This is a genomic window from Halomonas sp. I5-271120, from assembly GCF_030553075.1.
Taxonomy (GTDB): Bacteria; Pseudomonadota; Gammaproteobacteria; order Pseudomonadales; family Halomonadaceae; genus Onishia; species Onishia taeanensis_A.
In genome coordinates, this window is the sequence record NZ_CP130701.1 from 368,317 (window position 1) to 382,546 (window position 14,230).

12 protein-coding genes are annotated in these 14,230 nt (G+C 64.4%); 4 read left to right on the forward strand and 8 right to left on the reverse strand.

The annotated features are described in order from the left end of the window. Position 1: 1 nt before the first annotated feature. From mutL to Q2K57_RS01680, 4 genes are all read right to left on the reverse strand, one after another. Positions 2 to 1,984, reverse strand: coding sequence for a DNA mismatch repair endonuclease MutL (mutL, locus tag Q2K57_RS01665; RefSeq protein WP_112054628.1), 1,983 nt, complete (start codon positions 1,982 to 1,984; stop codon positions 2 to 4). A gap of 90 nt (positions 1,985 to 2,074) precedes the next feature. Continuing rightward, a complete protein-coding gene (locus Q2K57_RS01670; protein WP_112054630.1) occupies positions 2,075 to 3,511 on the reverse strand; it encodes an N-acetylmuramoyl-L-alanine amidase in 1,437 nt (478 codons plus the stop codon). After that, complete coding sequence (tsaE, locus tag Q2K57_RS01675) at positions 3,508 to 3,993, reverse strand: tRNA (adenosine(37)-N6)-threonylcarbamoyltransferase complex ATPase subunit type 1 TsaE (RefSeq protein WP_112054632.1); 486 nt, start codon at positions 3,991 to 3,993, stop codon at positions 3,508 to 3,510. The genes Q2K57_RS01670 and tsaE overlap by 4 nt, the downstream gene beginning before the upstream one ends. Beyond that, positions 3,971 to 5,476, reverse strand: a complete 1,506-nt coding sequence (locus Q2K57_RS01680) for an NAD(P)H-hydrate dehydratase (RefSeq protein ID WP_112054634.1) — start codon at positions 5,474 to 5,476, stop codon at positions 3,971 to 3,973. The genes tsaE and Q2K57_RS01680 overlap by 23 nt, the downstream gene beginning before the upstream one ends. A gap of 170 nt (positions 5,477 to 5,646) precedes the next feature. Here Q2K57_RS01680 and queG point away from each other — a divergent pair, with 170 nt between their 5' ends. Beyond that, positions 5,647 to 6,786 carry a tRNA epoxyqueuosine(34) reductase QueG gene (queG, locus tag Q2K57_RS01685; protein WP_112054636.1) on the forward strand — a complete coding sequence of 380 codons (1,140 nt, stop codon included), beginning with the start codon at positions 5,647 to 5,649 and terminating at the stop codon, positions 6,784 to 6,786. 88 nt (positions 6,787 to 6,874) lie between these two features. Here queG and orn read toward each other — a convergent pair whose 3' ends face one another. Further along, entirely contained in the window at positions 6,875 to 7,462 is a 588-nt protein-coding gene (gene orn, locus Q2K57_RS01690) for an oligoribonuclease (protein WP_112054638.1), read from the reverse strand. Between the two features lie 58 nt (positions 7,463 to 7,520). Here orn and rsgA point away from each other — a divergent pair, with 58 nt between their 5' ends. The 3 genes from rsgA to asd all read left to right on the forward strand — a co-directional run bounded on the left by rsgA (position 7,521) and on the right by asd (position 10,412). Continuing rightward, positions 7,521 to 8,555: a small ribosomal subunit biogenesis GTPase RsgA gene (gene rsgA, locus Q2K57_RS01695; protein WP_112054640.1), complete on the forward strand. Its 1,035-nt coding sequence runs from the start codon at positions 7,521 to 7,523 to the stop codon at positions 8,553 to 8,555. Between the two features lie 105 nt (positions 8,556 to 8,660). After that, positions 8,661 to 9,491: a sulfurtransferase gene (locus tag Q2K57_RS01700; RefSeq protein ID WP_112054642.1), complete on the forward strand. Its 831-nt coding sequence runs from the start codon at positions 8,661 to 8,663 to the stop codon at positions 9,489 to 9,491. Positions 9,492 to 9,557: 66 nt separating this feature from the next. After that, positions 9,558 to 10,412: an archaetidylserine decarboxylase gene (asd, locus tag Q2K57_RS01705; protein ID WP_112054644.1), complete on the forward strand. Its 855-nt coding sequence runs from the start codon at positions 9,558 to 9,560 to the stop codon at positions 10,410 to 10,412. Between the two features lie 140 nt (positions 10,413 to 10,552). Here asd and Q2K57_RS01710 read toward each other — a convergent pair whose 3' ends face one another. The 3 genes from Q2K57_RS01710 to Q2K57_RS01720 are packed head-to-tail and all read right to left on the reverse strand — an operon-like array spanning position 10,553 to position 14,014. Continuing rightward, positions 10,553 to 11,848, reverse strand: a complete 1,296-nt coding sequence (locus Q2K57_RS01710; RefSeq protein WP_112054646.1) for a cytochrome c — start codon at positions 11,846 to 11,848, stop codon at positions 10,553 to 10,555. Between the two features lies 1 nt (position 11,849). Then, positions 11,850 to 13,451: a GMC family oxidoreductase gene (locus Q2K57_RS01715; protein ID WP_112054647.1), complete on the reverse strand. Its 1,602-nt coding sequence runs from the start codon at positions 13,449 to 13,451 to the stop codon at positions 11,850 to 11,852. A 2-nt stretch (positions 13,452 to 13,453) separates the two neighbouring features. Continuing rightward, on the reverse strand, positions 13,454 to 14,014 hold the full coding sequence (locus tag Q2K57_RS01720) for a sugar dehydrogenase complex small subunit (RefSeq protein WP_181463053.1): 561 nt from the start codon (positions 14,012 to 14,014) through the stop codon (positions 13,454 to 13,456). Between the last annotated feature and the right edge of the window lie 216 nt (positions 14,015 to 14,230).

The window sequence follows — 14,230 nt, forward strand, 5'->3', positions numbered from 1 at the left end:
ATCATTGCCCCCGCAGGAAACGCTTGTCGAGCTCGTGCATCGACATCTCGAACCAGGTCGGGCGACCATGATTGCACTGACCGCTGCGCTCGGTACGCTCCATGTCACGCAGCAGGGCGTTCATTTCGGCGATCGACAGCCGCCGGTTGGCACGCACGCTGCCATGGCAGGCCATGGTCGAGAGCAGCTCGTTGATATGGGCCTCGAGACGATCCGAACGGCCGTAGCGTTCGAGGTCGCCGAGCATGTCACGAATCAGCGGCTCGACATCGGCATCGGCGAGCAGGGTCGGCACCTGACGCACCAGCAGCGTCTCGGGGCCCGCCACGTCGAGCTCGACCCCCAGGCGAGTGAAGGCCTCGCGCTCTGATTCGGCGGTGGCCACCTCGGCAGGGCTCGCCGCCAGCGACACCGGCACCAGCAGCGGCTGCGCCTCGAGGGCATCGCCGTGCACCTGAGTCTTCATGCGCTCATAGGTGATTCGCTCATGGGCCGCATGCATATCCACGACCACCATGCCCCGCTCGGTCTGAGCGAGAATATAGACACCGTGCAGCTGGGCAACGGCATAGCCCATGGGCGGCGCTTGTGTGGCATCGTCTTCGGGCATCGGTGGTGCGGGCTCTCGGGCAGCTCTGACCTCTTCCCGCTCGGCGAGTGCCGTGCCGGCGGCCACGCCTCCGGGCGGCATGGTCTGTGGGGTCAGCAGGCTCTCTTCATGATCCGGGTGCAGAGCGTGGTAGCCGGCCATGAATTCGCGAACCTTATTGGCGCCGGGGTGGCGCTCGTCGCTTGACGGGCGCAGCGCCATCGGCTGCTGCTGCCAGCGACCGGCATCGCCCGACTCGCTTGCCCCACCGTCAACTGAGCCAGACTGAGACACGCCCTGGGCACCTCCCTCACCATCGACCGCAGACACAGCGCCTGACTCACCCGCCACTTCATCTGCACCGGGAGCATCGCTGTTGGGGCGCACCTCGCCAAGCGCCCGATGCAGGCTCGAGAACAGGAAGTCATGCACCAGGCGGCCATCACGGAAGCGCACCTCATGCTTGGTGGGATGCACGTTGACATCGACCACCGAAGGGTCGAGCTCCAGATAGAGCACGAACACCGGGTGACGGCCGTGGAAAAGCACGTCCCGATAGGCCTGACGAACCGCGTGGGCCACCAGTCGATCGCGGACCACCCGGCCATTGACGAAGAAATACTGCTGATCGGCCTGGGCGCGAGAATGCGTTGGTAGCCCTACCCAGCCCCACAGTCGCAGGCCACTGGCCTCGATATCCAGATGCAGGGCGTTTTCCAGGAACTTGTTGCCGAGCAGCGCGCCGATGCGACGCTCTCGGGATGCACCGTCATCACCGGGGCGAAGCTGGTGCAGGGTCTTCTGGTTGTGCCGCAGGGTCCAGCCGATGTCGAAACGCGACAGCGCCAGGCGCCGAAACCCTTCTTCGACATGACCGAACTCGGTCTTTTCAGTACGCAGGAACTTGCGTCGCGCCGGGGTATTGAAAAACAGGTCGCGCACGATGACCGAGGTACCGCGAGGATGCGGTGCCGGCGTGACCCGGGGCTCCATGCGCCGCCCCTCGGCCACCACCCGCCAGCCCTCTCGCGGGTCGTCGGTAACGTTTGAGGTCAGCTCCAGCCGTGACACCGCGCTGATCGACGCCAGCGCCTCGCCGCGAAACCCCAGGCTCGCCACCCCTTCGAGGTCATCGAGCGAGGTGATCTTGCTGGTCGCATGGCGTGCCAAGGCCAGCGGCAGGTCATCCTCGCTGATGCCGGAGCCATCGTCGCGCACCTTGATCAGCCGCGCACCGCCCGCCTCGAGCTCCAGCTCGATGCGCCGGCTGCCGGCATCGATGGCGTTCTCGACGAGTTCCTTGATCACCGAGGCCGGACGCTCGACCACCTCACCGGCGGAAATCTGGTTGGCCAAGCGCGGATCGAGCACCTGGATGGCATGCCTGTCTGTCATAGCATCTCTACAGTATATATCGACAGTACGTAACTACAGTACGTAACTACAGTACATAACTACAGCATCTGGAAAGGGCCACCTTGAGCCTCAGGAACGCGGTATACGCAGCACCTGGCCCACTCGGATATCGTCACCGTTGATCTGGTTGGCCTGCTTGAGCATGGCAACCGGCACCTGATGGCGGGCGGCGATTTCGGAGAGGGTGTCGCCGGGCTGGATGCGGTACTCATTGCTGGCCTGCCCCCGTCCCTGATCGCGCTGCCAAGCCAGCAGGCTGCCCGGTGGCGGATTGCGGGTGAAGTGCGCCTCGATGCCGGAGAAGACGGCCTGGGCCAGCTTGCGCTGGTGGGATGGGTCACTCAGGCGGCGCTCTTCCTGAGGGTTCGAGATAAAACCGGTCTCGACCAGCAGCGAGGGAATATCCGGCGACTTCAACACCACGAAGCCCGCCTGTTCGACCCGAGGCTTGTGCAGCGGATTGACCTGCTTGAGGCGATCGAGCACCTGCCCGCCGATGGCCAGGGAGTCATTGAGGGTCGCCGTCATGGTCAGGTCCAGCAGCACGCCACGCAGCACTTCATCCTTGTCGCGCAACGATAAGTTGCCGTCGACCCCGCCGATCAAGTCGGCGCGGTTCTCGCTGTTGGCGAGCCATTTGGCGGTCTCCGAGGTGGCGCCGCGCTGGGACAGCGCAAATACCGAGCTGCCCTTGGGCCTCGCACTCGAGAAGGCATCGGCATGGATCGAGACGAAGAAGTCGGCCTTCTGTTCGCGGGCGATGCGGGTCCGCTCTCTGAGCCCGACATAGTAGTCGCTGTCACGGATCATCACCGCACGAAAGCCCGGCGCGGCATCGATGATGCGCTTCAGGGAGCGGGCGATATCCAGCACCACATCTTTCTCGCGTGTACCGCGGCTGCCAATGGCCCCCGGGTCTTCCCCACCGTGGCCGGCATCCACCGCGATGATGATGTCGCGCTTGGGATGCGGCGCTGCACTGGCCTGGCTGGTCGCCTGGGCCGGCTGGGCGTTCTGCTCCTGAGCGCGGATCATGTCCTCGATCGGGTCTTTGACGGCGCTTTCGCCCGGGTATTCGAGATCCACCACCAGACGGTGGCCATACTGATCATTGGGACTCAGGGAAAAGTGGCGTGGCTCGACGCGGCGCTCGAGGTCCAGCACCACCCGCAGATCGTTGCCGGCTCGAACGCCCGTGCGCACCGCGGTGATGGCACTACCGTCGAGGTTCAGGGTCGCACTATCGGCCTGCAGTTTGCTGTCCGCGAGATCGATCACCAGCCGGTCAGGGTTTTCTAGGGTAAAAACGTCCGCATCGACCGGCGAGGACAGGTCGAACACCAGTCTGGCATGGTCGGGTGCCGCCCACAGACGCATGTTGTCGACGTCAGCGGCCAAGGCAGGCCCCGTCAGGGCGCACCAGGTTACTGCCAGCAGCAGCGCGGTGCTGGCCAAACGCTTGAGGTAGCGCCGCCCGACGCCTGAAAGGGTAGCAATCACATTCATGGTGTCGTCGAAACATCCTTATTGGGGGGCCAGTCGGCGAGCCGCGCAAGCACCACCCGCCCCCACTCGCTGTCGGCATCGAGCAAGGCACTGCGCCCGGAGGGCAACACCTCGAGACAGACACGCAGATCCGGCACCGGCAGCCAGCCGGCACCCCGGCTCGGCCACTCGATCAGGCTCAACTGGTCATCGCCCAAGAGGTCCCGGGCCCCCGTGAACTCGAGCTCCTCGGGATCGCCCAGCCGATAAAGGTCAAAGTGTTGAATATGGACGTCGCCGAGCTCATAAGGTTCGACCAGCGTGTAGGTCGGGCTCTTGACCGCACCCTTGTGCCCATACGCGCGCAGCACACCGCGAGTCAAGGTGGTCTTGCCGGCACCCAGTTCACCTTCCAGATGGACCTGCCCGCGGCCCTTGAGGGCTAGCCCAAGAGCCTCGCCGAAGGCGACCTGAGTCTGTTCATCCGGAAGTATCACGCGCATCGTTTGTCCTGCCATTGATCAATCGTCGCGCATAGGATGCCAGATCACCGGCCAGCAAACCACGCTCCCCGCCGGCCGCCGCGGCCTGATCCGCCGCTCGCGCGTGCAGCACTACGCCAAGCCGAGCGGCCGCCGACAGGGTGAGCCCCTGGGCGATCAAGGCCCCCAGCATGCCGGATAGGGCATCCCCCATGCCGCCACTGGCCATGCCAGGGTTGCCAAAGGGGCACACCGCCAGGCCCTTGCCATCGGCGATCAAGCTGCCGGAGCCCTTGAGCACCACCGCACCACCATAGCGATCGACCAAGGCCCTTGCCGCCGCCGGACGGTCGGCCTGAATCTCTGCCCCGCTGCTGGCAAGCAGCCTCGCCGCCTCGCCGGGATGCGGTGTCAGCAGCCAGTCCTCTCGCCTGAGCGAAGGCCAGAGGCTGACCAGCAGGGTCAGGGCGTCGGCATCCACCACCAGCGGCTTGCCAGCGTCCAGCGCCACCCGCAGCATGGCCTGACCCCAGGCACCAACCCCCAGCCCAGGACCCACGACCAACACCGTCGCAGCGCTCAACAGCCTGCCCAGATCGTTGGCGCTGTGTACGCCATGCACCATCACCTCCGGACAGCGCACAAGGCTCGCCGTGACGTGTTCAGGGGCAGTAGCCAGGCTCACCTTGCCGGCACCCAATCGTGCCGCGGTTTGACTCGCAAGCAGCGCGGCCCCGCCAAAACCCGGCGCGCCGCCGATCACCAGCACATGGCCGAAGTCACCCTTGTGGCTATCCTGGGCACGAGGCGGCAGGGCTGTCTCAGCACCCAGCCGCCAGGCCGCCGGTTCGATATCGTCATGATCAAGTGACGCGACGCCCAGCGACTCGAACTGCACCTCGCCGCAGCAGGCCGGACCGGCACCGGTCTGTAAACCGAGCTTATCGGCGATAAAGGTGATAGTCAGATGAGCCCGCACCGCCGAGCCCATCGCCGCCCCCGTGTCCGCCGAGAGCCCTGAGGGAATATCCACCGATAAAACCGGTCGCGCGCTAGCATTGATCGCGTCGATTGCCGAAGCAAAGGGCTCACGCACCTCGCCGGCAAGCCCTGTGCCCAGCAGCGCATCGACGATCAGCTCGCCGTCGAGCGCGGCCTGGGGCTGCCAGGGGCTGATGCCGACGCCCGCCTGGCGGGCCATCTCCACCGCCCGGCCGGCATCACCCTCGAGCGACCCAGGATCGCGAAGACTATAGAGTTGCACCTCGAGGCCATCGAGGGCCGCCAGGGCGGCGATCACATAGCCGTCACCGGCGTTGTTGCCGGCGCCGCACAGCACGCTCAAATGCCTGACCGCCGGCCAGCGCTGGCGCAGCCCACGATAGGCCGCCATGGCGGCACGCTGCATCAGCGCAAACCCCTTTATGCCCGCGGCGATAGTGCGCTTGTCCAGCTCCCTTACCTGAGCGGCTCGATAGAGCGGGCGTCCTGCCTCGTTCTGCATGCTTGGCTCCTCAATGACGACTTCCAGAGACTAGTGTAGGGTGTGGGCGCCTGTCGCCCCATCGGAACTTAAGCAGCTACTCAAGCCAACCTTAGTCGCCACGCTTTTCCGCCGGCTCAGCTCCCGATTAGCCCCGATTCAGCCACTCGTCTAGCCGTGACCCACGCCACATGTCGACCACTGCCTCCCAACAAGCGCCATCAGCCCAACAAGCGTCATCTGGCGCAAAAGCGCTATCCGATGCCGACCTGGCCGCACTCGCTGCCAAGATCAAGGTCTGGGGGCGCGAACTGGGCTTTCAGGAACTCGGCATCACCGACACGGACCTCTCCAGCCACGAGCGCTATCTCGAGCGCTGGCTGGCGGCGGGATATCATGGCGAGATGGGCTTCATGGAGAAGCACGGCACCAAGCGCACCCGCCCGGAAGAGCTAGTGCCCGGAACGCTGCGCGTAATCAGCGCACGCATGGACTACCTGCCCCCGGAGGTCGAGACCACCAAGGTGCTGGGCAAGCCAGACATCGCCTATGTCTCGCGCTACGCACTGGGCCGTGACTATCACAAGCTGATCAGAAAGCGCCTGGCCACCCTTGCCAAGCGCATCGAGGCCGAGGTGGGAGCCTTCGGTTACCGAGCCTTCGTCGATTCGGCACCGGTGATGGAGCGGGCCCTGGCACAGAAGGCCGGGCTCGGCTGGTTCGGCAAGAACGCCATGCTGCTCAACCCACAGGCGGGCTCGCTGTTTTTCCTCGGTGAGCTCTACACCGACCTGCCGCTGCCGGTTGATGCGCCCTTCGAGACCGAGCACTGCGGCAAGTGCTCATCCTGCCGCACCGCCTGCCCCACCGGGGCCATCGTCGACGACAAGGTCGTCGACTCCAGGCGCTGCATTTCCTACCTGACCATTGAGCTGCACGGTGCCATTCCCGAGCAATACCGGGAGGCGATGGGCAATCGAGTCTACGGCTGCGACGACTGCCAGCTGGTCTGCCCCTTCACCCGCTTCACCCGGGCCAGTCAGGAAGAGGACTTCGCGCCCCGCCATGACCTAGACCGCATCGCACTGACTCGGCTGTTCGCCTGGAGTGAAGAAGAGTTCCTGGACAAGACCGCGGGCAGTGCGATTCGGCGCATCGGCTACGAGCGCTGGCTGCGCAACCTGGCAGTGGGGCTTGGCAACGCGCCCTGGAGCGAGACCGTGGAGGCCGCGCTCAAGGCGCGGCTGGCCTACCCCTCAGATCTGGTGCGCGAGCATGTGCGCTGGGCGCTTGAACGCCAGCGTGACAAACGCGCCCAGCGGATTCTCTAGTCACAGGCGCCTCGCTGGCGCCGCCCTATCGGCGACGCTGAGTTTCTGCTTGCCTGCGACCTCTTACCAAACCTTTTTTGCCTGCCGGTTACTCTTCCTCGTCCCGCACCAGGTTCGGCGGCTGCAGGAAGGTCCGGCGATAGTGGGCAAGCTCGGCGACGGATTCGCGAATGTCATCCAGTGCCTGGTGAGTGCCCTTCTTCTCGAACCCCGCAAGAGCGCCCGGGTTCCAGCGCTTGGCCAGTTCCTTGAGGGTCGAGGGATCGATGTTGCGATAGTGGAAGAAGGCCAGCAGCTCGGGCATCTCGCGCTCCAGGAAGCGCCGGTCCTGGTGCACGCTGTTGCCACACATCGGCGAAGTGCCCGGCACCACGTGAGCGGCCAGGAATTCGAGGGTCTGGCGCTCGGCGGCGGCGGTGTCGATGGAGCTTTTCCTGACGCGCTCGATCAACCCCGAATCGCCATGGGTCTTCTGGTTCCAATCATCCATGCCATTCAACAGGGCGTCAGACTGATGAACAGCCAGCGCCGGGCCTTCCGCGATCAGGTTCAGCTCGCTGTCGGTGATCAGGGTGGCGATCTCGATGATGCGCTCGCGATTAGGGTCCAGACCGGTCATTTCCAGATCGATCCAGATCAAACGGTCATTACGCGGCGCGCCTTGCTCATCGGCCATGGTGGGGTGTCTCCTGGGTGGTTACAATGAAGGCCATTGTACAGACCCTTGGGCCCGCATGAGCAAACGCAAGTTAACCCGCCAGCAGCGCTGGCGCATCGAGAAGATCCAGGCCGAGCGCACCAAGCGTGCGAGCCGCCACGACGTCGATGACGACGCCGCCCTCGGCGCCGGCGAGTACGGCCCCGAACGCGAGGGTCGGGTGATCGCACACTTCGGCCGCAGCCTGGCCGTCGCCGCAAGCGAAGATGGCACCCACTACCGCTGCCACCTGCGCGCCAACCTCGAGAGCCTGGTCACCGGCGACCGGGTGGTATGGCGCCTGGGGGAAGAAGGCAGCGGCGTCGTGGTGGCGCGGGGTGAGCGCGACAACGTACTCGAACGCCCCGATGCCCGTGGTCAGCTCAAGCCGGTGGCGGCCAATATCGACCAGATCCTGATCGTCTTCGCCGTCGAGCCGGCTCCGCATGCCAACCTGATCGATCGCTACCTGGTGGCCGCCGAGGCCACCGGCATTGCGCCTGTGCTGGTGCTCAACAAGATCGACCTGCTGCCCGACGATGGCGGTGAGCTCAAGGCACTGCTTGACCGCTATGAAGCGCTGGGCTATCCGGTAGTCGAGGCGACTACCCAGCGCCCGGACGGCCTGGATGCCCTGCACGCCCGCCTGACCGAGCGAACCTCAGTGTTCGTCGGCCAGAGCGGGGTGGGTAAGTCCTCGCTTATCGACCGCCTGTTACCCGATGAAGCGCTGCGCATCGGCGCGCTCTCCGAGGATTCCCGCAAGGGCACCCACACGACCACCACCGCCCGCCTTTACCGGCTGCCCTCGCCTGTCGCGGATGACGGCGGTGAGCTGATCGACTCGCCGGGCATTCGCGAGTTCGGCCTGGGCCACCTGACCGAAGACGAAGTCACTCAGGGCTTTATCGAGTTTCGCGACCATCTCGGCCACTGCCGCTTTCGTGACTGTCGCCATCGCCAGGAGCCCGGCTGTGCCCTGCTGGCCGCCGTGGAGCGCGGCGATATCGAGGCGGCTCGCTTCGACAGCTACCGGCGCATCCTCGAAAGCCTCAACACCCCTGGCCACTGAATCAACACGCTAGGCTCCCGAATAACCGGCTACCGAGCATTAGAAACCGGCCCGGCGGCTGTGACATGATCCTGGCATTCCCTAATTCACCACGAGGCGTGACCCATGAGTTCCGAAGACAACCTGCTGCCGTTGATCGTCGAACCCGAGCAACTCGAGGCGCGGCTTGGCCACCCGGATTTATTGATCATCGATGTCCCGGCGAAGGCTGACAGCTACCTGGAAGGCCACGTGCCCGGCGCGGTCTTCCTCGATTACAAACATCTGCTGCTCGGCAGCGGTGACGTGCCCAACGACACGCCAAGCGTCGAGCAGCTCTCGGCGCTGTTCTCCTCGCTGGGGCTGGATCGCGACACCCATGTGGTGGCCTATGACGACGAGGGCGGCGGCTGGGCCGGGCGCCTGCTGTGGACCCTGGAGCTGATCGGCCACAACCGCTACTCCTATCTCAACGGCGGCATCCACGCCTGGCGCCAGCAAGAGCTCGCCACCGAGATCCAGCCTCACGAGCCTGTGCTCAGCCACTACGAGGCCGAGATACTGCACCCCGAGGTGAGCATCGACGCCGAGACGATTCAGGAGCGCCTGAGCGACAAAAACTTCGCCGTCTGGGATGCCCGTTCGCGCGCCGAATATGACGGCGAGAAGGGCCAGAACAAGCATCTGGGCCATATTCCTGGCGCGGTCAATCTGGACTGGCTCGACGTCATGGATCGCGACAACGCCCTTCGCATCCGCGACTATGCCGAACTCGTCACCGAGCTCGACGCCCTGGGCCTGACCCCTGACATGGAAATTGCCACCCACTGCCAGAGCCACCACCGCAGCGGCCTGACCTGGCTTGCCGGCAAGGCGCTGGGCTTCACCAAGATGCGCGCCTACCCCGGGTCCTGGAAGGACTGGGGAAACCGCGACGACACGCCGATCGAGCACTGATCGACACACTTCGAGCACCGGTCGAGCCATGATCGACGCCTCATCGAACACCAACGGACACCCTACGTGACACGCGACAAGCTGTTTGCCCTGATCCAGTATCCCCTGCCCCACCACCTGATCTCTCGGACGGTGGGCTGGTTTGCCGAGACTCGCCTGAGCTGGCTGAAGAATGCCCTGATCCGCGCCTTCATCAAGCGCTTCAAGGTCGACATGGACGAGGCGGCCGAGCCGGACCCGACCGCCTACGCTTGCTTCAACGACTTCTTCACCCGCGCACTGCGCAAGGGAGCACGCCCCGTCGCCGAAGGACTGGTCTCGCCCGCCGACGGCACCCTGTCACAGTTCGGACGCACCCATCATGGCACCCAGATCCAGGCCAAGAGTCAGGCCTACTCGCTGACCAGCCTGCTGGGCGGCGACACGCACCGGGCCGCACCCTTCCGTCAGGGCAGCTTCGCCACCGTCTACCTGTCGCCCAGCGACTACCATCGCGTGCACATGCCGCTGACCGGCACCCTCAAGGAGATGGTCTATGTGCCGGGGCGTATTTTCTCGGTCAATCAGGCCACCGCCGATCATGTGCCGGGACTGTTCGCCCGCAACGAACGGCTGGTGTGCATCTTCGATACCGAAGAGGGGCCGCTGGCCATGGTGCTGGTGGGTGCCATGATCGTCGCCGCCATCGAGACGGTATGGGCCGGCCAGATTACTCCGCTGAGTGACCAGGTGCAGAGCATTCGCTTCGATGAACCGATCACCCTGGAAAAAGGCGCCGAGATGGGACGCTTCAAGCTAGGCTCGACGGTCGTGATGTGCTTTGGCCACGAGGCCAGCTTTGATGCCGCCGAGCTCGATGCCAGCGTGCGCATGGGCGAACGCCTCGGCGAGATTCCCCATCACGCGCCTCAGACATCCTGAAGGCGCGTCCCGAGTAGACCGCCGGCAGCGCCCCGGCAAACGGTGATGAACCATCAAAAACGCCCCCGCAGATTCGGTATGGCCGAACCGGCGGGGGCGTTGTCGTATCAGCCGCTATCGTCGTGGCGAGGGCCAGGCGCCTAGTGCTCTGCCTCACGCAACTCAGCGATCCGCTCAGCCGACGGCGCCTCGGCATCCGGATAACCGAACTGCTCTACCAGGTACGCCATCAGGCTTGCCGCCTCATCATTGCTGATGTCCTGATCCAGCGCCGGCATCAGCAATTCACCGTCGTTGGTCTCGCGCTGGATGCCGTGCAGGACCACCTGGGTCAGGTTGCCCAGATGCGTACTACCCATGACGCTGTTGTTGATCAGCGGCGGATAATGCCCATCCTGGGACCCCTGCCCAGACGCCCCGTGACAGCTTGCGCAGGCCCCCAGGTAGAGCCGCGCCCCCTGGTCCTGCGGGGCATCCTCGGTAAGATCAACACCGCGCAGCCTGGCGACGTCATCGGCCGGCTGCCCCTGCGTAAAGCGACTCGGCCCCGCCTCGCTGACCGCCGGCACTGACTTGAGGTAGGTCGCGATGGCCTGCAAATCGTCGCGCTTCAGGAACCGCAGGCTGTGCTCGATCGCTTCCCCCATCGGCCCGGCCGCCTGGGCTTTACCGGGCACACTGCCAGACTCGAGATAGGTGACCAGTTGCTCGTCGCTCCAGTCACCCACCCCGTGGTCCTCGTCGCTGGTGATGTTGAAGGCATACCAGCCATCCAGCTCAGCGCCGGCGAGATAGTCCTCATCCCCGGCCTCATATCCTTTCTCCTGGAAGGCGATACCGCGCGGGGTATGGCAGGTGCCGCAGTGCCCCAGCCCCTCGACCAGATAGGCCCCGCGGTTCCACTCATCGCTCTGCGAGGCATCCGGCGTGAAGCCGACCTCGTCCGGAGCAAACACCCAGGCCCAGATGTTCAGCGGCCAGCGCATGTTCAGCGGCCAAGAGATGTCGCTGTCACGATTCTCTTTCGCCACCGGCTCGACGCCATGCTGGAAATAGGCATACAGCGCCTCGACATCCTCATCGGTGAGGGTCGAAAAGGACGGATAGGGCATGGCCGGATACAGCTGATGCCCGTCCCTTGCCTCGCCGTTACGCAGGGCGTTGGCGAAGTCTTCGACCGTATAGCGGCCGATGCCGGTCTCTTTGTCCGGCGTGATGTTGGTCGAATAGATGGTGCCGACCGGGGTCGACATCGGCAGGCCACCCGCGAAAGGCTCGCCCTCTGGGGCCGTGTGGCAGGCCGTGCAGTCACCGGCCTTGGCAAGATAGGCGCCTTTTTCGACCTGAGCGTCATCGACCGGCTGCTGGGCGTAAGCCGTCGTTGCCGCCAGTGCCAGGGTTGGCAGGACGGAGCTCCATTTAGCAAAGCGCGTCATGTCATACCTCCCCTTGCAGACGGTCGGCGATGCGCAGAGCCAGCGCGGCGATGGTCAGGGTGCAGTTCACCGAGCCCACCGTCGGCATGGTGCCGCTGCTGGCGATCGACAGGTTCTCGTGATCGTGGCAACGGCAGTCACCGTCGACCACCGAATCCGTGGGGTCGTCACCCATCAGCACGGTGCCGCAGATGTGCTGGTTGTTCGAATAGTCGTCGCGAAACTGCACATCGGTGCCACCCATTAGTTCGGCAATGCGGGCGTACTGCTCGCGGGTATGCGCCGCGCTGCGCTTCACGTAATCATCGATGGCGTAGTGGAATTCCGGCTTGGGAATACCCAACGCATCCTTCTCGCTGCTCGGCACAATGCGATTTTCGGGATGCGGCAGCAATTCATGAAAGCTGTCGAACTGCACGTAGCGCGAGGCCCGGTCGCGAATCTCCTGGTCCAGTTCCGGCCCCAGACGCAGGGTATCCTCGGCGAGGATCTCGTTGGTCATCGGCGTCGTGCGCGAGATGTTCGACATATGCAGTTTCTTGGCGGCGAAGTCACTGCGGAAATCGCCGTCGCGCCAGCTGACGATCGAGGTCATTTCCTGGGGCCCCCGGCCGGCCCACAGCTTCTCGTTGGCGAAGAAACGCACCCCAGTTCCCGGATGGTCCATCAGGTTGCGGCCGACCATGCCGGAAGAATTGCCGATGCCATCCGGGTAGGCCGCGCTGGTCGAGATCAGCATCAGCTTGGGAATCTCGATGCCGTTGGCGGCCAGCACGAACTCGCGCCCTTCTACGCGGTGCTCGTCGCCCTGCGGGTCCTTGTAATGCACCGCTGTGATGCGGCCGTTATCGCCCGCCTCGATACGATGCACCACCGCCTGATCGATCAACTGGGCCCCGGCACGCTCGGCCTTTTCGACGTGGAAGATGCCGTTGTACATGGCTCCGATCGGACAGATGGGCATGCAGTTGTTGTTGCCACAGCAGGTCGGCCTGCCGTCGTAGGGTCGGCTGTTGCGCGCCACCGGCTCGGTGACCATGTTAAAGCCATTGCCATTGAGCACTTCGGAAACCCGCTGATCGTTGTAGGACAGCGGCAGCGGTTCCATCGGGTAAGGAGCGCTGCGCGGCGAGCCCAGATCAATATCGTTGGGCCCCCAGACACCCAGCGCTTCCTCAGCGCGCTGGTAATAGGGTTCCAGGGTGGCGTAGTCGATTGGCCAGTCGCGGCCCACGCCATACAGGCTCTTGAGCTTCAGGTCGCTTGGTAAAAAGCGCCAGGCCGCCGCAGCCCAGTGCCAGGTCGTACCGCCGACAGCGCGGATGTACTGAGCGTCGTAGGCCTGCTCGCCCTTCTGCACCAGGTAGCCGTTATCGGGGCTCGCCATCGGATGCGGCGCATAATCACTGGACGGATACGGCGCCATGAAGTCCATCTTGTTGGGCTGGTTGCGAAAGCGCTCGACGATCTGCCAGCGCGGCATGCGCGGCCCCGCCTCGAGCATGATCACTGATTTGCCGGCCTCGGCCATGCGGTGGGCAATCAGCGCTCCGGCCACGCCAGAACCGATCACGACGACATCGGCGGATGCTGTTTCAGCCATGCTCAGGCTCCCTGCTTGGTGGTGGTCGATATGGCGGTCGGATCGGCAGCCGGCGGCTCCTCGGCCCAATAACCCGGCCGATTCGGGCAGTAACTGCGAATCACCAACACATCGGAGACGGCATCAAACATCAGCGACTGCTGGTAGGTGACCAATTCGGCCTTCGGCATCTTGCCGACCACGCCCGTGTACCACGCCGACAGCAAACGATTGGCCACGCTGCGATGCGCCGTTGTCAGGCTGACCGTGTCTGCCTGAAAGGCCTCATCCAGGTAAGCGAGATCGTCATCGAGTGTGACCCAGTGACGCGACAGCACCTCGAAGAGCCGTTTGCCCTGCTCTTCATCGAGACCAGCTCGCGTGGTCAGTTGGCGCGACAAGCGCATGAAACGTTCAAAGGGGGCATCCGCCTCATTCCCCTGCTGAGCCAGCGCCAGGCCGGGCATCAAGGGAATGGCGCCGACGCCCAGGGAATGCTTGAGCAGGCTACGGCGACTTAGCGCGAGCCGCGATGCGGGGCCGTCGCTCGAGGCAAGCGGCATATCGCCAGACGAGGTCGTCATCCTGTCGTCCTCTATAAGATGCGGTGGGGAGTACGCGCCGGGTTGACGCATTCAAATAAGGTAGAATTAGTTAGCATGCTATCAGGAGCTACCAGGAACTTCCATTATCCCGAGCTGCCCGGGCGTCGCTTGCGGTCCAGGGTAAGCCAACCGGTTCCCTATACTGCCCCCCTTACCCCTCTGCCATGATCACTTTAATAACCTTTAGGCAAAATA

Coding starts and splice junctions, on each gene's coding strand:
- tsaE (WP_112054632.1), bottom strand. CDS start 3,993: ATGCGCGTGATACTTCCGGATGAACAGACTCAGGTCGCCTTCGGCGAG.
- Q2K57_RS01710 (WP_112054646.1), bottom strand. CDS start 11,848: ATGACGCGCTTTGCTAAATGGAGCTCCGTCCTGCCAACCCTGGCACTG.
- Q2K57_RS01700 (WP_112054642.1), top strand. CDS start 8,661: ATGAGTTCCGAAGACAACCTGCTGCCGTTGATCGTCGAACCCGAGCAA.
- orn (WP_112054638.1), bottom strand. CDS start 7,462: ATGGCCGATGAGCAAGGCGCGCCGCGTAATGACCGTTTGATCTGGATC.
- Q2K57_RS01720 (WP_181463053.1), bottom strand. CDS start 14,014: ATGACGACCTCGTCTGGCGATATGCCGCTTGCCTCGAGCGACGGCCCC.
- mutL (WP_112054628.1), bottom strand. CDS start 1,984: ATGACAGACAGGCATGCCATCCAGGTGCTCGATCCGCGCTTGGCCAAC.
- Q2K57_RS01670 (WP_112054630.1), bottom strand. CDS start 3,511: ATGAATGTGATTGCTACCCTTTCAGGCGTCGGGCGGCGCTACCTCAAG.
- queG (WP_112054636.1), top strand. CDS start 5,647: ATGTCGACCACTGCCTCCCAACAAGCGCCATCAGCCCAACAAGCGTCA.
- Q2K57_RS01680 (WP_112054634.1), bottom strand. CDS start 5,476: ATGCAGAACGAGGCAGGACGCCCGCTCTATCGAGCCGCTCAGGTAAGG.
- Q2K57_RS01715 (WP_112054647.1), bottom strand. CDS start 13,451: ATGGCTGAAACAGCATCCGCCGATGTCGTCGTGATCGGTTCTGGCGTG.
- rsgA (WP_112054640.1), top strand. CDS start 7,521: ATGAGCAAACGCAAGTTAACCCGCCAGCAGCGCTGGCGCATCGAGAAG.